Genomic DNA, 17776 nt, shown 5'->3' with positions numbered 1-17776 from the left:
AAAGTAATATTATTCGCACATTTTTGAGATATAAAAAAGCCCCAGATAGTCTCTGAGGCTTAGGTATTACTCTTGATTTACGTTCAGGTTATCTTGTTTGATTAGAACGTTGTTTTACACCAAACTGATCAGCGGCGTAAGCAACACGGTCTTCAGGTGGCGGCATTTTAGCCGTCATACCTAAATGCTCGATATGTTGCAAGCGAGGTAATAAACCACAGCCATTGGCAATTTGAATCGCTAAACCGGGTCGTGCATTGAGTTCTAACACCATAGGGCCTTTGCTTTTATCAAGTACCATATCAGTACCCAAATAGCCTAACCCTGTCATTTCCCATGCACTGGCTGCAAGTGTTAATAACTTGCTCCAGTTAGGTACCGCTAATTCGCTTAGCAATCGATCGGTATCTGGGTGGTGTTCAATCGGTTGATTAAATTGCACTGCACGTACCGCTTTGCCTGTCGCAATATCGATACCGACCCCAACAGCACCTTGGTGTAAGTTTGCTTTACCATCTGATGCTGCGGTTGAACAACGCATCATCGCCATTACAGGGTAGCCCTTAAATACGATGACACGTACATCAGGCACACCTTCAAAACTGAAACCATCGAACACATTATCAAATTGGATCAGGTTTTCAATCATTGCTACGTCATTCTTACCACCCAGAGAGAACAACCCCGCCAGTGTATTGGTAACGTGACGCTCAACATCTTGTTTATTTATTTGTGCACCAGATGGCTTAGTATAAATACCATCTTTATGATTAATAATAACAAGAATACCTTTACCACCAGAGCCTTGTGCTGGTTTGATAACAAATCCCGGCCAGTTTTTAACCATGTCGTGAACACGTTTCACGAACACTTGGCTATCAATGACGCCAATCAGATCGGGGACTGTTGCACCGGCTGCTTGTGCGATAATTTTCGTTTTTAACTTGTCATCAACTAACGGATAAAGCGTCCGGTCGTTATAACGACCAATATAGCTATGATTCCGCTTATTCATGCCCATAATACCGCGATCGCGCAGCTTAAACGGTGAGGTGAACTGTGACAATATAGACATAGTTTAGTCCTCCGTTAATGGTTTGAATCGACGAAGTTCGCTTAAACGATAGCCTGTGTAATTACCGAGCACTAGAATGACAGCCATGATAATAAGCTGCATACCGATAAAGTTGAATGTAAGGTGACGAACAATCTCATTGGTCATTGCGATATAGACTAAAACCGCCGTTAACAATGAACCACCACCTTGAATGAAGACTTCTTTTGCCCCTTCTTCTTCCCATAGAATAGACATACGTTCTACAGTCCACGATAGGATGATCATCGGGAAGAACGTAATCGTTAGACCTTCGACTAAACCAATCTTAAAGGCAACAACGGTAAATACTGAAATAATCAATATCACCGAGATAATGACCGTGGATATTCGGGCGACGAGAAGTAAGTTGAGTTTAGAGAGGTAACTACGAATTATTAGACCAGTGCCAACAATCAATAAGAAGCCGATAATACCAGTGATCAACTGCGTTTGTACAAATGCGACAGCGATCAATACTGGCATGAATGTACCAGATGTTTTTAGCCCGATGATAACGCGCAGGAAAACAACAATTAGCGCACCAATAGGCACAAGCATGATGGTTTTGAACATTGCTTGTTCTTCAACCGGCAGCGTATGAATCGAGAAGTTTAAGAGGTCTTCTGCCTGTACTTTTTCTCTTGTTGCCTGTTGAGGGGTAATATCTTGTGCAATGATTGAGAAACTAATGTGTGAGTTACGACCGCCAACAACATCCAATAATGAATGACCTTGCTGATTCCATACTAATACGTTATCAGGGCGACCTTCGTTACCAGTTAGAGGATCAAATAGCTCCCACTTTTCAGAGGCGGTATCCCATACTTCAACCATAGGATTAATGCTTTGGCGGCGACGACCGTCTTCAAGTTGAAGTCCACCAACCACACGGCTATGAATTTTTTCTAAAGAAAGTAGCCCAGTAATGGCTTCTTCACGGCTTAGGTTGTTGAGAAGCAAACCTGCATTCTGATTTTGTTTATCGTTAAATTGTTTAATCAATTCACGTGTCAAAGTCAGATTGTCAGAAGAACGAGTGCGGGCTTGGTCAAGCAATGCTGTGGCAGCTGTTTGTTGTGGGTTATCTAAGCTAACCATCATTGGCTCACCCTTGGGAGGGGTGTCTTTATAACTGGCCTGATCATCGATAAGCATCTGCGTTTTGTAATACAGAATTTGTTGTCCCATTGCTTCACGAATAGACCATTCAGCACGGCGACCTTTATCGGTATCAATTAACGCAACACCGTAACCTGGTGATGACGTACTTTCATCAATTAATGTGAAGCCCTGCTGTGTTTCAGGTGCTGCCATTGAGATTTTAACCGGATCACCAATCGCATCGAATTCAACGCGTGCTTCTACTTCCCAAACGGCACGTTCAGCACCTGGCGTCCAAGGTACGCCATACACATCATGACGGTACATGCTTAGTGCAATACCCGCAAAGACGAGCAATGAAACTATAAAGTAAAAAGGTATTCTTGACGTCATGACATCCTCATCATTTAATTATTAGTCTTTGATGCCGTTTCGGGCTGACTCTTTCCTTGGATAAATTGTTTGCCAACATCGACTAAGGCAATGTCTTTAAAAAATTCACGACCGAGCAATACGGGATAGGCCATTTGAGTGCGATCTGCCAATGTAAATTGTACTTTCTCGTGTAATGATCCTAATTGAATCCATGCATCTATAACGGGGCGTCGAGCTGCTTCTTCTGAAGTTGATTGACGAATTTTAACCCAGCGTACAACTGGCGCTTCAATGATTTCCGGCTTTTTACTTGTTTCATCGTTAAGGTGACTTAAGTTAAAGCGAACCCATTCTTTACCATCACGTTCGAAAACTTGCAGATCAACAGCATTCAGTGACGATGTTGTTGCACCAGTATCAATCCGAGCCTTAAAGTGCTGCTTAACCGAATCAAGCCAAATCCATTCTTCTTGGCCTAAAACTGCTTTGCCATTAGCAACTTTTACATCAATGGGTTTTGCTTCTGCTGGAATCGTTATAACTTGTTTCTCTACAACCAGTTTAGGTTGAGTTAATACTTTATGCTTAACGAACTTCACATCTTTTGAAACTGATGATAATTCATTTTCTAAATTGGCAATGTGTTCATTTTGTTCATTAATTTGCTGAGTCATTGTCTCAAGCTGAATATTGACATTGCTTTCCATTGTATTAATGGCAATTAAGGTTTCTTCGTGATTTTTTGACTGCGTAAGTGTACAGCCTGAAAGCATGGCTAAAGTGAGTAATGTAAAGCTACGGCGAAGCATGGTCTCTCCCAGAAGAACTTCTATTTTTCTATAAGCGGCGATAGTTTAGCGTAAAAAAAGGGATGCGAAAAGCACCCCTTTGTCAGTGGTTAGTCAGGATTCCGAGCAACTAAAATAGCGCGCTTAGGTGCAGGGTAACCCTCAATGGTTTTTGTTGGATCATCTGGGCTTAAATACTCCGGTAAGGAATTATTGGTCATCCAATCTGTCGATCGTTGCTCATCGGTGGTTGTTACACTTTCATCAACAATACGGACATCAACAAAACCACATTTTTCCATCCAGACTTTTAACGCTTTTGCTGATGGGAAAAAGTACACGTTGTGCATTTGCGCGTAACGACCAGTCGGCACGAGTACTGAGTTTTCGTCACCTTCAATCACCAAGGTTTCAAGAATCACTTCACCATCTTTACGAAGTTGGTTCTTTAGCTGAATGATGTGATCTAATGGCGAACGACGGTGATAAAGTACACCCATACTGAAAACAGTATCGAATGCTTTTAATTCTGGTAGCTGTTCAATACCTAAAGGTAATAAAAACGCACGGTTATCATTGCCCATTAGGCGACGAATCGCTTCAAACTGGATTAAGAAGAGGTTAGAAGGGTCGATGCCCACGGTTAACTCTGCACCTTCACCCAACATACGCCACATGTGGTAGCCGTTGCCACAGCCAACATCTAACACTGAACGACCTTTCAGCGGTGAGATATGCGGTAATACGCGATCCCATTTCCAATCTGAACGCCATTCAGTATCAATGTGGATACCGTGCATGTTGTACGGGCCTTTACGCCATGGGTGCAATAAACGTAACAGGCTTTCTAAGCGTTTTTGTTCGCCGATAGCAACACCATCTTCATAACGAACACTTACTTCGTTTTTGATATCGATGATATCAGGCTTATCTGTCGGGAATTTTTTCAATGCACGCATCCAGCGACCCATGTCGCCGTGCTCTGCTTCTTCCCAGTCACTTAATTGCTTTGGTAAGGTATTTAGCCAAGGGCGAAGTGTTTCGTGCTGGGCGATTAGCTTATAAAACTCAGAAAAACTAAACATAGTAAAACAAAATACCTTATTTAATAGCGAACATAGAACCGAAATTAAAGCACTGGAACCATACTTCAGTACTACTGAAGCCAATTTCAGTTAAGCGTTTTTTGTGCGTATCAATACTGTCGGGGCGCATTACGTTTTCGATCGCGCTGCGTTTTTGACTGATCTCTAGCTCGCTGTAACCGTTGGCTCGTTTAAAATCGTGGTGAAGATCGATGAGCAATTCGTGTGCTTGCTCATCGTCAAAAATATATTTTTCAGACAGGATCAAAATGCCACCAGGACGCAACCCTGCGTAGATTTTCTCTAGTAGCATTTGTCGATCTTCAGGTACTAGAAATTGCAAGGTGAAGTTCAAGACAACCACAGAGGCATCGGCAATATCGATATTACGAATATCGGCTTCAATCACCTGTACTGGGGTATCAGAACGGTAGGCATCAATATGTAGTCGGCAACGCTCAACCATGGCAGCTGAATTATCGACAGCGATAATTTCGCAGCCTTCTTGCTGAATAGAACGACGCATAGACAGCGTGGCGGCACCTAAAGAACAACCCAAGTCATATATCTTTGAGTGTGGTTTAGCAAAGCGTTCCGCCAACATACCAATCGCAGAGATGATATTGCTGTACCCGGGAACCGAGCGCTGAATCATATCTGGAAAAACTTCTGCAACTTTTTGATCGAAAGTAAAATCACCGAGTTTTTCAATTGGCGCAGCAAAAATATTGTCTTGGCCTGCCATTCTCACGAACCTCTTAATTGATAAAGAACATGGATCCTGCTGTTCAACGCAAAGCGTGTTCCATCACCCTCTGAAAGGTCGCGTATTGTAGAGAAAATGATGTCATTTGTCTTTAGTGAATTAATAATAAACAGCCCTGGTTCATTACGTAATTAAACAGAAGAAACTGTCGCTGCTAGAGTAATGTAATTTGAGGGCTTGCTTCTGGTTCCGGAGGAAGCGCAATATCAGGCAACGATAATGCGCTGTTCGCAATGCGTTGCTGTAATTTTTGATACAGACGAATGGCTAATTCAGGGGCTAAAACATTGTCAGGAGTGTGGATGAACAAGTACGGTTGTTTCCCATCGGCCATCCACTTGGGTAACCGGGTTAGTCAGTTATCAAAGAAAGGGTCGTTACTTAAATCTTCAGGATGGCCAATAAAGCGAATCATTGGCTGCATAGCCGTTGCGATGGCATGAACAGGCACATGCGGTTTCTTTTGGTGGGCGTCAATTACCGCTTCAGAGGTCGGTGGGGCGGCAAACACTGGGCGGCTATCCATAATAATACGGTTGGCTTGGTGCTCGATTAGCAATCCATTTAAGGCTTTTTCAGCTTCACCTTTATTGAAAAAGGCGTAATGCCTCACTTCAACACCATAAGTAAGGTGCTTAGGGATCTTTTGTAGAAACTTTTTGAGTGCGGGTAATGCATCAGGTCCAAAGTTGGCGGGTAATTGAATTTTCCATAGCCCAACTTTACTTTCAAGTGGCACCATTACGTTGAAAAAATCCGCTAACAGTTGATCACAATGCATTAACTGACTTTGATGAGTAATGGTGCTGGGCAGTTTGAAGGTAAATCGAAAATCACTCGGGGTTGCATCATGCCATTTTTTTACCGTGGTAATTGCAGGCGTTGCATAAAAAGTGGTGTTGCCTTCTACAGTATTAAAGACCTCTGCATAGCGCGCTAAACGGTCACTATTTTTACATCCAGAGCCATATAAACTTTTCAGCCATTGGTTATGAGACCACATAGCTAGGCCGAGAAAAAGAGGCCTATTAGTTGGAATTGTCATAACAATCCTCTCTCATTGAATGATTTTTGAACGTTGATACATTACGTATTAGTGCTGTAAGTCTTTATTGTGAGTACAGAATTTGCGTTTGGTCAACGTTATCTGCAAAGAAGTGAGTATTTTTCCTTGATTTAGGGGGCGGATTTTTCCTACATTGGTTTTTTTGCTTTATAATGTTTCGTCATTTTTGCATCTTGGCCACACTTAACATCCTAAATTGGATAAAGATTGAGCGGTTAGTGGTCAGGAATGAATCAGCCTGTGCAAGGTAAGTGATTAGCTTGCTGAAATCGCTCACAGGATATTAGTAAACAGATCAGGAATTTCTTATGCGCACCCAATATTGTGGTCACCTGAACAAGTCCCTTGAAGGACAAACAGTAGAATTATGTGGCTGGGTTAACCGTCGCCGTGATTTAGGCGGTCTAATCTTCATCGACATGCGAGATCGTGAAGGTATTGTTCAGGTAGTTGTCGACCCGGATATGAAAGATGTATTCGAACTGGCTAACCAACTGCGCAACGAATTCTGTATCCGTCTTATCGGTGAAGTACGCGTTCGTCCAGAAAGCCAAGTAAATAAAAAAATGGCAACAGGTGAAGTTGAAGTCTTGGCTACAGGCCTTGAAATTATCAACCGCTCTGACGTGTTACCACTAGATTTCAATCAGAATAACTCTGAAGAACAACGCCTTAAGTTTCGTTACCTAGACTTACGTCGTCCTGAAATGAGCGATCGCATTAAACTACGCGCTAAAGCATCTAGCTTTGTTCGTCGTTTCCTAGATGAGAATGCATTCCTAGATATTGAAACACCAGTATTGACTAAAGCGACACCAGAAGGTGCACGTGATTACTTAGTACCAAGTCGTGTACACAAAGGTAGCTTCTACGCGTTGCCGCAATCACCACAGCTATTTAAGCAGTTGTTGATGATGTCTGGTTTCGATCGTTACTACCAAATCGTTAAATGTTTCCGTGATGAAGATTTACGTGCTGACCGTCAGCCTGAATTCACACAGATCGATATCGAAACCTCTTTCATGAGCGCCGAGCAAGTGCGTGGGGTGACAGAGCAGATGATCACTGAAATGTGGAAAGAGCTACTTAATGTAGATCTGGGCACATTCCCTATCATGTCATTCGAAGAAGCGATGCGCCGTTTTGGTTCTGATAAGCCAGATCTACGTAACCCGCTTGAATTGGTAGACGTTGCTGACATCCTAAAAGATGTAGACTTCAAAGTATTCTCTGGCCCTGCTAACGACGAAAAAGGCCGCGTTGCGGTTATCCGTGTTCCTGGTGGCGCATCATTGTCGCGTAAGCAAATTGATGAATACACTAAGTTCGTGGGCATCTACGGCGCGAAAGGTCTTGCATGGATGAAAGTGAACGACCGTGAAGCTGGCTTTGCAGGTGTTCAATCTCCAGTCGCTAAATTCTTGAACGAAGAAGTGGTTGCAACCCTATTAGATCGTACCCAAGCACAAACGGGCGACATCATCCTATTCGGTGCTGACAGCAAGCGTGTTGTTACTGAAGCGATGGGTGCACTACGTCTTAAGCTGGGTGAAGATCTTGAATTGACTGACAAGTCAGCATGGAAACCGCTATGGGTTATCGACTTCCCGATGTTTGAAGAAGACGATGAAGGTAACCTACATGCAATGCACCACCCATTCACATCACCATTAGGTATTACGGCTGAAGAATTGGCTGTTAACCCTGCGGCTGCGAATTCAAACGCATACGATATGGTAATTAATGGTTATGAAGTGGGCGGCGGTTCTGTGCGTATTCACAACGCAGAGATGCAATCAGCAGTATTCAGCATTCTAGGTATTGAAGAAGGTGAGCAGCAGTCTAAGTTTGGTTTCCTACTTGAAGCATTGAAGTACGGTACACCACCACACGCAGGTCTTGCGTTCGGTCTTGATCGTTTGGTTATGTTGTTATGCGGTACAGATAACATTCGTGATGTTATCGCATTCCCTAAAACAACAGCTGCATCTTGTTTGCTAACCAATGCACCAAGCCTAGCGAACCCTGAGTCGCTAAAAGAGCTTTCTATTGCCGTTGCGATTGCAAAAAAAGAAACAGCTAAAGAAGAAAGTGCTGAATAAAGACTCTGTGCTTTAATTTATCACCGTAATCTATTTGGCCAGTGATTCCACTGGCCAATCTTCATCCTCGTGAAACCTCAAGCCAACAGGCTGACTAAAAATTCGGAGTATTCATGGCTGGTCATAGTAAATTTGCCAACATCAAACACCGTAAAGCTGCGCAAGATTCTAAACGTGGAAAAATTTTTACTAAATTAATTCGTGAGATTGTTGTTGCGACCAAAGACGGTGGCCCAGAAGCAGAAAATAATCCCCGTTTGCGTGCGGCAGTGGATAAAGCCTTATCCAACAATATGACCCGCGATACGATTAACCGTGCCGTTAAACGTGGCGCTGGTGGTGACGGAGAAGCAGATTTAGAAACGGTTATCTATGAAGGTTATGGCCCTGCTGGTACCGCTGTTATGGTTGAATGCATGACAGATAATCGTAATCGTACTGTTTCAGGTGTGCGTAATGCTTTCAGTAAGTCTGGCGGTAACTTAGGCACTGATGGCAGTGTTAATTACCTGTTTGATAAGAAAGGCGTTATTTCTTATGCTGCGGGTCTTGATGAAGATGTAATGATGGAAGCAGCGTTAGAAAGCGGTGCAGAAGACATTGAAACTAATGATGATGGCTCTATTGATGTATACACAACCCCATCTGATTTTGGATCGGTAAAAGATGCATTAGATGCTGCAGGTTTTGAAGCTGCGAATGCAGAAGTCACACTTGTACCTTCTACAAAAGCTGATTTAGACCTAGAAACCGCACCTAAATTGTTGCGTCTAATTGATGCGTTAGAAGATTTAGATGATGTGCAGGAAGTTTACCATAATGGTGAAATTACCGATGAAATTGCTGAACAACTATAATGGTTGATGTATTTATCGCTAACGCAGTGACAAACCAATGACGATTATTTTAGGTATAGATCCAGGTTCTAGAATTACAGGTTATGGTGTTATTCGTCAGGTTGGTCGAAATCTTGAATACCTTGGTAGTGGCTGTATTCGAACGTCTTCTGAAGATATTCCTGGCCGATTAAAGCAAATCTATGCGGGTGTGTCTGAAGTGATCACCCAATTCCAACCCGATACGTTTGCGATTGAAGAAGTCTTCATGGGGAAGAATGCCAGTTCTGCGCTGAAACTGGGGCAAGCACGAGGCAGTGCGATTGTCGCAGCGGTTAATGCTGACTTACCTGTAAGTGAATATGCTGCTCGTCTAATAAAGCAAGCTGTAGTTGGTACCGGGGCTGCAGATAAAGCTCAAGTTCAACATATGGTATGTTCGGTTCTTAAGTTGCCAGGTAAACCACAAGCTGATGCGGCCGATGCATTAGCGGTTGCCATTTGTCATGCCCATACACATAAAACATTAATTGCTATGTCTGGTAAAGCAAGTAGTGCCCGCCGTGGTCGTTATCGTTAAGTGATTAATAACAAGCGATAATAAGTATTTGCTTATGTAGTGTTAGCCAGATCAAAAAAGCAGCCATTGGCTGCTTTTTATTTTTTGAGTGTATTGTTAATTAGCATATATTGGTCAGAGGTCATATAAGTGATCTGTTTCATACTGTACCGGTTCTCTCATCCGCAATGGTTTAACAAATCGAATTATCGAAAGGAAAGGTTTTATGACCCCCATCTCAATATGGCGACATTTATTTTTACCGCCTTCTTATCAGTGGAATTCTGAACAAACCCGTTATGTTGATACGCTCGTATTCTTTACACTGCTTTCCTTTTTTGTGGGTATGTATAGCTTGATCAAATGGTATAAACATGACCATTCATTGTTGATCATAACATCACTGTTATTAATTGCTTGCGAAGTGTTTGCTGGTTTGATGTTAAGAGTATTCAAAGCGCCTGAATTAGCTCTCAATATTGGTTTTGTTGGCATGGTAGTGCATGCATTCAATATCGTTTATCAAAGTGGTGGTATCGTCAACTCCACTCAATCCTTTTGGATGCCATTATTGCTGATCGCTTTTTTTCTTACTGCCAGACCTTTGATGGCGACATTGTGGAGTGTGTTCGTTATTGCGAGTTCAGCATGGATGGTTAACGTCACCTTAAGTGGTTATGTATTTCCAGAGTTAATACTGACTGATAGTGCGCACATTGTTGAAACGTGGTCAGGTATTATATTACCGCTGGTGGTTATCGGTATAGCGCAAGCCTACACGGTGAAGCAACGACAAACTGCGCTTTCTGCGTCTGAACAAGCTCAACAAACCAGTCAAAAAATTGCTGATAATGCTCAACAAGGCGAGCAAAAACTATCTATTGTATTGCAACAAGCAAATGCAAATGCTAGCCAGTTATCAGATGTTGCCAATCAATTGGAACAGCAATCAGGTGAGCTTTATCAGCAAGTTAATCATTTAAATATTAATTGCGAATCGCAGGCCAGTTCAGCTGAAGAAATGAGTCAGCAATTGATTCATATGACATCAGGTATTGATGAATCAGACCGATTTGTTACTGAGCTAAAACAACGCAGTCAATTGGTTGGCGAGCAAGCGCAAAAAAGCGCCGAATCACTTGAAGCATCAACTAATGCAATCGACCGTATTTTAAGTAGCAATGCAGAAGTTGTCTCTGTCGCTGATTTGATCACAACGGTTGCCGATCAAACTAACTTGCTAGCATTGAATGCTGCGATTGAAGCAGCGCGAGCAGGAGAGCATGGACGAGGTTTTGCTGTCGTGGCTTCACAAGTGCGAGAGTTGTCGGCTAAAAGTAATGAATCGGCACTCGAAATTCGTACATTATTAGATAAAAGCCGTAAAGAAGTGCATCACGGTCAAACGGTAATTAAAGCAACAGCCCAAGAGTTGACGGCTATTATAGAGCAGGTAAGCAGTATTTCTGGTGATGTAAATCAGCTAGCAGATATTATGAGCCATCAAGTTCATGCATTAAAAGAGTTAAATACGGCAAGCCATGAAGTAGCAACGGGGGTTGTTGAAACAAATAAAGTATCAGATTCCGTGGCGATACAAGGGACGCAGTTAGCACAACGTGTTGAAGCATTAAAAGGTTTAGCCGACAGCTTAAACGCAGTCGTATCCCCTCCAAAAGTGAGTTGATTTTTTAATACGTAAATAGAATGAATATCATCTCCGATTTTCTACTCACCTAAAGACATAAAGTGCTGGATATCCATCCAGCACTTTACTATCCTAGAGCCAATTTAAACTCATACAGAGATAGTGCAGTGATTGGCCGACTTAGTGGAACAATTTTAGAGAAACAGCCACCAGAAGTATTAATAGATGTTGGTGGTATCGGTTATGAAGTTCAAATGCCAATGAGTTGTTTCTATGAGCTACCTGAGGTAGGTCAGGCTGCGATTATTTGTACGCATTTTATTGTCCGTGAAGATGCGCAATTACTGTATGGCTTTAATAAAAAAAGTGAGCGAGAGCTTTTTCGTGAAGTTATAAAAGCCAATGGGGTTGGCCCGAAGCTTGGTTTAGCCATTCTTTCTGCGATGACAGCAAGCCAGTTTGTTTTGAGTGTTGAAAATGAAGATATTACGACATTGGTGAAAATTCCCGGTGTTGGCAAGAAAACAGCAGAGCGTTTAGTGATCGAAATGAGAGATCGCTTGAAGGGGTGGGGTGAAGGCGATCTATTCACACCTGCTTCAGATGCTGCGGCATCTAATGCAGAAGTACAAAATTACTCAAGTGCACGTGCTGAAGATGAAGCGGTAAGTGCGCTTATTGCTTTAGGTTATAAAGCGCCACAGGCTGCAAAAGTGGTATCCCAAGTGGTGAAGCCTGAGATGAGCAGTGAAAACATCATCCGTGAAGCATTGCGTTCGATGGTATAAGGCTAAACAGGCAAACATATTATGATTGAAGCTGATCGATTAATATCAAATAGTTTTGAAAGCCGCGATGACGAAGTCATTGATCGAGCAATTCGTCCTAAGTTATTAAATGACTATCAAGGGCAAGATCATGTTCGAGGCCAGATGGAGATTTTCATTAAAGCGGCTCAGCTTCGTGAAGAAGCCCTCGATCATTTATTGATTTTTGGTCCTCCTGGGTTAGGTAAAACGACGTTAGCGAATATTGTTGCCAACGAGATGGGGGTAAATATTCGCACGACTTCTGGCCCGGTATTAGAAAAAGCGGGTGATTTAGCTGCGCTACTGACCAATCTTGAGCCTAACGATGTACTTTTTATTGATGAAATCCATCGACTAAGCCCACATGTAGAAGAAGTACTTTATCCTGCAATGGAAGATTATCAGTTAGATATCATGATTGGTGAAGGACCTGCCGCACGCTCTATTAAAATTGATTTACCGCCTTTTACGCTAATAGGTGCGACAACCCGCGCGGGTTCCTTGACCTCGCCGCTGCGTGATCGATTTGGTATTACCCAGCGACTAGAGTATTACAAAGTAGGTGATCTGAAAGATATCGTACAACGCAGTGCTAATTGCCTTGGTCTTTCAATGGAAGAAGAGGGCGCGTTAGAAATGGCGCAACGTGCTCGTGGTACACCACGTATTGCTAACCGCTTATTACGTCGAGTACGTGACTATGCTGAAGTGGTGGGTAACGGCATTATATGTCCAGATACCGCAAAAAAAGCCTTAGATATGTTAGATGTTGATAGTAGCGGTTTTGATTATATGGATCGAAAACTGCTTTTAGCCATTATCGATAAATTCATGGGTGGACCAGTAGGGTTAGATAACTTAGCTGCCGCGATCGGTGAAGAAAAAGATACAATTGAAGATGTATTAGAGCCCTATCTGATTCAACAAGGCTTCTTACAGCGAACACCGCGTGGACGTATTGCAACTCACCGCGCATATTTGCATTTTGGGCTTGATATACCAGAAGCTCGTTGAGGTATCTTGGGTATACATAAATGAGGCTAGTAAGCATTACTCGTTAATGACTAGCCTCGTTTTACATCACACTGTATGAAAAGCAAGCGCAACTGGCTAATTTGAATTTTTTTAAAAAAAATCTTGATTTTCTTTACCCCTATCCGCACAAGGCTTTACCTTGGTTATCCACGGAAACTGTGGATAACTGTGTTGATGGACACTAGAAAAGTATCATCGATGTATAAAATGATTTTCAATGTGAGTTTTTATCAATATGAATAATGATGGATAAATACTTGTTATCAGTGCGATTGAAAAATAAGTATTAAGTTTGAATAGATTATTAGAATAAATGGTCTACATTATTTTTATTATAAATATAACTGTGAATTGATTTAAAACAAAAAGAGGAAAAGCTGTGGATGGTTTTTTTTGTCAAAAAATAAAAAAGGGAATATCAATGTTTATTTTCAGCAGGAAGCTGAGTATGAGAAACTCTGTGGGTGAGGATAATACGCCGATAAGAAATATCGGTCAATCCCTTGCGATTATTATTTAGGTCTTTCTTTCCTCTTATTCAAATGCCACCATTAGCATTGACTTTACAATATCTCAACGCAAAATGGAGGCTTATTGTCTTGTTTTGGACGCGCTATTATGAGTAAAGTCTTTTCTCTATCTTCTAGTTTCTCACCTGCAGGTGATCAACCGACAGCGATTAATCAATTATTAGAGGGGCTTGATTCAGGGCTTGCTCATCAGACCTTACTGGGCGTTACAGGTTCAGGTAAAACGTTTACTATTGCGAATGTAATCGCAGAAGCCAATCGCCCTACGTTTATTATGGCGCCGAATAAGACGTTAGCCGCGCAACTCTATGGCGAGATGAAAGAGTTCTTTCCTGATAATGCTGTTGAATATTTTGTTTCTTATTATGATTATTACCAGCCTGAAGCGTATGTGCCGACAACCGATACTTTTATTGAAAAAGATGCCTCTGTAAACGCACATATTGAACAGATGCGACTATCTGCTACCAAGGCGTTATTAGAACGTCGTGACGTTATTATTATTGCTTCTGTATCTGCCATCTATGGTCTGGGTGATCCTGATTCCTACCTGAAAATGATGTTGCATGTACGCCGTGGAGACATGTTAAATCAACGTGATATTCTCCGTCGTCTCGCTGAGTTGCAATATACGCGCAATGACGTTTCTTTTGAACGTGGGCATTTTCGTGTAAGAGGGGAAGTTATCGACGTTTTTCCTGCGGAATCAGAACATGATGCTATTCGTATTGAGCTATTTGATGATGAAGTTGAGTGTATCAGCGTATTTGATCCTTTAACTGGCGCTATACTTGAAAAAGATTTACCGCGCTGCACGATTTATCCAAAAACGCACTATGTAACTCCCCGAGAAAAAATTCTGGAAGCCATTGAAAAAATTAAAGATGAGCTGGTTGTTCGACGCAAGCAGCTTATGGATAACAATAAGCTTGTAGAAGAGCAACGGATTTCACAGCGTACGCAGTTTGATATTGAAATGATGAACGAATTAGGCTTTTGCTCGGGTATCGAAAACTATTCTCGCTACTTAAGTGGCCGTGAGGAAGGTGAGCCGCCTCCAACGCTATTTGATTATTTACCGGCTGATGGTTTGCTCATTCTTGATGAATCTCATGTCACTGTCTCGCAAATTGGTGCTATGTATCGAGGTGACCGCTCTCGTAAAGAAAACTTGGTTGAATACGGGTTTCGTTTGCCATCAGCCCTTGACAATCGTCCTATGAAATTTGATGAGTTTGCATCATTAGCCCCACAAACTATTTATGTTTCAGCAACACCGGGTAAATATGAAATAGAGCAATCGGGTAATGATATTGCCGAACAGGTTGTTAGACCTACAGGTTTACTCGATCCTATTATTGAGGTGCGTCCGGTTGCAACACAAGTTGATGACCTTCTGTCTGAAATCCGGATTAGAGAAGCGAAAGGTGAGCGTGTATTAGTAACGACACTGACTAAACGTATGTCTGAAGATTTAACCGAATACCTTGCAGAGCATGGTGTCAAAGTACGTTATCTTCACTCTGATATCGATACGGTAGAGCGTGTAGAGATTCTTCGTGATTTACGGTTAGGTGAGTTTGATGTGTTGGTGGGTATCAACTTGCTTCGAGAGGGCCTCGATATTCCAGAAGTGTCTTTAGTCGCTATTCTTGATGCAGACAAAGAAGGTTTTTTACGTTCAGAACGATCGTTGATTCAAACAATTGGTCGTGCGGCACGTAACCTTGAAGGTCGCGCTATTCTCTATGGTGACAAGATCACTGGCTCAATGGAACGGGCAATCTTTGAAACTAATCGCCGGCGTGAGAAGCAAGCTCTCCATAACGAAAAAAATGGTATTACTCCGCAGGGGCTGAATAAAAAAGTGGGTGATATTCTTGAGTTGGGTAAGCCTAGTTCTCGTTCTAGAACGAATAAAGCAGCACAGCTCAATCGTGTTGCTGAAAGTAAAGGCACTTATGTAAATCTGTCTCCTCAGCAGTTAGAACTTGAAATACAGCGGCTAGAAACAGAGATGTATGATTTAGCGCAGAACTTAGAATTTGAAAAAGCAGCCGAAGCCCGTGACAAAATACATACGTTACGCCAGCAATTTATCATGAACAGTTAATGAATCGTGGATAACAAGCCAGCGTTTGCTTGTTATTCATTACGATTTCTCTTCTTTACCAAATTACAGGTAAAAAAAAGCCAACCGTAATAGTTTCGGTTGGCATCATTGTTTTAGTGAATTCATTCCACAAACAACGTCAGTTGGCTAGGTTGACTCTACATTAAGAGTCATTTCTTTTAATGCATGTCTTATGCCAACTTTTTTATTGTGCCTATTTTGCCATAAATACAGCGTATAGCGATTAATTTGTCATAAATTATTGCTAATTTTTCTAGGTCTTTCGCATTTTGCGAATCGTTTTGCGAATTAAAATGCGACGGTCGTAAGTTTTTTGCAAAAATACAAAAATACACACTACATAAATTTATGTATTGATTACAATTAGTTCAGGGAAAGATAGCGTGGAGTGGCAATGGAAAGCGGAATAAAACAAAGACAAGTCCTAATGGTCGAAGATACGGCATCGGTAGCGGCATTGTATAAATCTTATCTAAACCCATTAGGATTAAATGTCACGATTGTCGGAACAGGAAGAGATGCACTGAACTTCATGAAAGAAACAGTGCCCGAGCTTATCCTGCTAGATCTTCGTTTACCTGATATGACAGGTATGGAAGTACTTGAATCTGTACGCCTTAATCATCAGGATTTACCTGTTGTTATTATGACTGCTCATGGGTCTATTGATGTTGCGGTAGATGCGATGAGACACGGCGCACAAGATTTCCTGATCAAACCCTGCGAAGCCGATCGTTTACGCATTACGGTTAATAATGCACTAAAGGATAATTGTAAAAGTCAGCAATCACCTAAATCCAAACAAGGTGGAGCGCAATACCAAGGGTTTATTGGAAATAGTATTCCGATGCAAGCCGTATATCGTGTTATTGAATCTGCAGCATCCAGTAAGGCAACCGTTTTTGTTACCGGTGAAAGTGGTACGGGTAAAGAAGTGTGTGCAGAAGCGATTCATGCAGCCAGCCCGCGTAATGATAAACCGTTTGTCGCATTAAATTGTGCCGCTATTCCTAAAGAACTCATTGAGAGTGAGTTATTTGGTCATGTTAAAGGTGCATTTACAGGTGCATCGACAGAGCGGCAAGGTGCTGTTGAAATGGCTCATAAAGGAACATTGTTTCTTGATGAACTTTGCGAAATGGATTTGGATTTGCAAAGTAAGTTGCTACGTTTTATTCAAACAGGAACATATCAAAAAGTAGGCTCATCTAAAACAAGCACTGTTGATGTGCGCTTTGTATGTGCTACAAATCGTAATCCGTGGATTGAGGTTCAAGAAGGGCGCTTTCGAGAAGATCTCTATTATCGCCTACATGTTATTCCAATTGCATTACCCCCACTGCGTGATCGTAGTGACGATATGATAGAAATAGCACATGCGTTATTAGCGTTAATGTCTGTAGAAGAAGGTAAAAACTTTAGTCGTTTTTCTTCAGACGTGATTGAATTGTTTAAGCTACATGCTTGGCCGGGCAATGTTCGTGAATTACAAAACGTTATTCGTAATATTGTCGTTTTAAATTCTGGCGAAGAAGTGACACTTCAAATGGTTCCACCGCCAATTAGTGAGATATCTGGCACTGAAATTGCATCCCCTCTAAGAATTGCTTCTGGAGTACAAAAAAGTACGATTGTACAGAAAGATATCTTACACACCGAACCCATTGAACGGACTGCAATTGAGCCGCTTTGGGTTGTCGAAAAACGCGCAATACAAACTGCTATTGATGCGTGTGATGGTAATGTTCCTCGTGCTGCAGGTTTGCTAGAAGTTAGCCCATCAACAATTTATAGAAAATTACAAGCCTGGCAAGATGCTGTAGGTAGTAATAGGGAGATCGATTAA

Annotated in this window: 13 protein-coding genes and 1 pseudogene; 8 read left to right on the top strand and 6 right to left on the bottom strand. The window is 41.9% G+C overall.

From position 1 onward, the window contains the following. Positions 1-88 precede the first annotated feature (88 nt). From C9J47_RS08465 to C9J47_RS08440, 6 genes and pseudogenes are all read right to left on the bottom strand, one after another. A complete protein-coding gene (locus tag C9J47_RS08465; RefSeq protein ID WP_107253116.1) occupies positions 89-1075 on the bottom strand; it encodes an alpha-L-glutamate ligase-like protein in 987 nt (328 codons plus the stop codon). A gap of 3 nt (positions 1076-1078) precedes the next feature. Continuing rightward, positions 1079-2590 (bottom strand): inactive transglutaminase family protein, encoded by a 1512-nt coding sequence (locus C9J47_RS08460; RefSeq protein ID WP_107253115.1) that lies wholly within the window; start codon positions 2588-2590, stop codon positions 1079-1081. A 14-nt stretch (positions 2591-2604) separates the two neighbouring features. After that, on the bottom strand, positions 2605-3381 hold the full coding sequence (locus C9J47_RS08455) for an ATP-dependent zinc protease family protein (protein WP_107253114.1): 777 nt from the start codon (positions 3379-3381) through the stop codon (positions 2605-2607). A gap of 89 nt (positions 3382-3470) precedes the next feature. Continuing rightward, a complete protein-coding gene (gene cmoB, locus C9J47_RS08450) occupies positions 3471-4445 on the bottom strand; it encodes a tRNA 5-methoxyuridine(34)/uridine 5-oxyacetic acid(34) synthase CmoB (RefSeq protein ID WP_107253113.1) in 975 nt (324 codons plus the stop codon). Positions 4446-4461: 16 nt separating this feature from the next. Continuing rightward, positions 4462-5190 (bottom strand): carboxy-S-adenosyl-L-methionine synthase CmoA, encoded by a 729-nt coding sequence (gene cmoA / locus C9J47_RS08445; RefSeq protein ID WP_107253112.1) that lies wholly within the window; start codon positions 5188-5190, stop codon positions 4462-4464. 175 nt (positions 5191-5365) lie between these two features. Further along, positions 5366-6256: pseudogene (locus tag C9J47_RS08440) on the bottom strand (DUF72 domain-containing protein). Between the two features lie 329 nt (positions 6257-6585). Between C9J47_RS08440 and aspS the strand changes: the two are divergent. The 8 genes from aspS (at position 6586) to luxO (ending at position 17776) form a co-directional block, all read left to right on the top strand. Further along, entirely contained in the window at positions 6586-8379 is a 1794-nt protein-coding gene (aspS, locus tag C9J47_RS08435) for an aspartate--tRNA ligase (protein WP_107253111.1), read from the top strand. A gap of 113 nt (positions 8380-8492) precedes the next feature. Continuing rightward, positions 8493-9236 carry a YebC/PmpR family DNA-binding transcriptional regulator gene (locus C9J47_RS08430; protein WP_107253110.1) on the top strand — a complete coding sequence of 248 codons (744 nt, stop codon included), beginning with the start codon at positions 8493-8495 and terminating at the stop codon, positions 9234-9236. Positions 9237-9273: 37 nt separating this feature from the next. Then, positions 9274-9795 (top strand): crossover junction endodeoxyribonuclease RuvC, encoded by a 522-nt coding sequence (gene ruvC / locus C9J47_RS08425; protein ID WP_107253109.1) that lies wholly within the window; start codon positions 9274-9276, stop codon positions 9793-9795. 205 nt (positions 9796-10000) lie between these two features. Further along, a complete protein-coding gene (locus tag C9J47_RS08420; RefSeq protein ID WP_107253108.1) occupies positions 10001-11461 on the top strand; it encodes a methyl-accepting chemotaxis protein in 1461 nt (486 codons plus the stop codon). 128 nt (positions 11462-11589) lie between these two features. Beyond that, a complete protein-coding gene (gene ruvA, locus C9J47_RS08415; RefSeq protein ID WP_107253107.1) occupies positions 11590-12210 on the top strand; it encodes a Holliday junction branch migration protein RuvA in 621 nt (206 codons plus the stop codon). A gap of 21 nt (positions 12211-12231) precedes the next feature. Then, positions 12232-13245 carry a Holliday junction branch migration DNA helicase RuvB gene (ruvB, locus tag C9J47_RS08410; RefSeq protein WP_107253106.1) on the top strand — a complete coding sequence of 338 codons (1014 nt, stop codon included), beginning with the start codon at positions 12232-12234 and terminating at the stop codon, positions 13243-13245. Between the two features lie 639 nt (positions 13246-13884). Next, positions 13885-15909 (top strand): excinuclease ABC subunit UvrB, encoded by a 2025-nt coding sequence (gene uvrB, locus C9J47_RS08405; RefSeq protein WP_107253105.1) that lies wholly within the window; start codon positions 13885-13887, stop codon positions 15907-15909. A gap of 415 nt (positions 15910-16324) precedes the next feature. Beyond that, the gene (gene luxO, locus C9J47_RS08400; RefSeq protein ID WP_211321716.1) at positions 16325-17776 is read left to right on the top strand and encodes a quorum-sensing sigma-54 dependent transcriptional regulator LuxO; all 1452 of its coding nucleotides are present in this window, start codon (positions 16325-16327) and stop codon (positions 17774-17776) included.

This window comes from Photobacterium indicum, assembly GCF_003026215.1.
Lineage (GTDB): Bacteria > Pseudomonadota > Gammaproteobacteria > Enterobacterales > Vibrionaceae > Photobacterium > Photobacterium indicum.
Note: the sequence above shows the minus strand (reverse complement) of the source record. Positions and strands in the feature narration are given on the sequence as shown.

Coding starts and splice junctions, on each gene's coding strand:
- C9J47_RS08465 (WP_107253116.1), bottom strand. CDS start 1,075: ATGTCTATATTGTCACAGTTCACCTCACCGTTTAAGCTGCGCGATCGC.
- C9J47_RS08460 (WP_107253115.1), bottom strand. CDS start 2,590: ATGACGTCAAGAATACCTTTTTACTTTATAGTTTCATTGCTCGTCTTT.
- C9J47_RS08455 (WP_107253114.1), bottom strand. CDS start 3,381: ATGCTTCGCCGTAGCTTTACATTACTCACTTTAGCCATGCTTTCAGGC.
- cmoB (WP_107253113.1), bottom strand. CDS start 4,445: ATGTTTAGTTTTTCTGAGTTTTATAAGCTAATCGCCCAGCACGAAACA.
- cmoA (WP_107253112.1), bottom strand. CDS start 5,190: ATGGCAGGCCAAGACAATATTTTTGCTGCGCCAATTGAAAAACTCGGT.
- aspS (WP_107253111.1), top strand. CDS start 6,586: ATGCGCACCCAATATTGTGGTCACCTGAACAAGTCCCTTGAAGGACAA.
- C9J47_RS08430 (WP_107253110.1), top strand. CDS start 8,493: ATGGCTGGTCATAGTAAATTTGCCAACATCAAACACCGTAAAGCTGCG.
- ruvC (WP_107253109.1), top strand. CDS start 9,274: ATGACGATTATTTTAGGTATAGATCCAGGTTCTAGAATTACAGGTTAT.
- C9J47_RS08420 (WP_107253108.1), top strand. CDS start 10,001: ATGACCCCCATCTCAATATGGCGACATTTATTTTTACCGCCTTCTTAT.
- ruvB (WP_107253106.1), top strand. CDS start 12,232: ATGATTGAAGCTGATCGATTAATATCAAATAGTTTTGAAAGCCGCGAT.
- uvrB (WP_107253105.1), top strand. CDS start 13,885: ATGAGTAAAGTCTTTTCTCTATCTTCTAGTTTCTCACCTGCAGGTGAT.
- luxO (WP_211321716.1), top strand. CDS start 16,325: ATGGAAAGCGGAATAAAACAAAGACAAGTCCTAATGGTCGAAGATACG.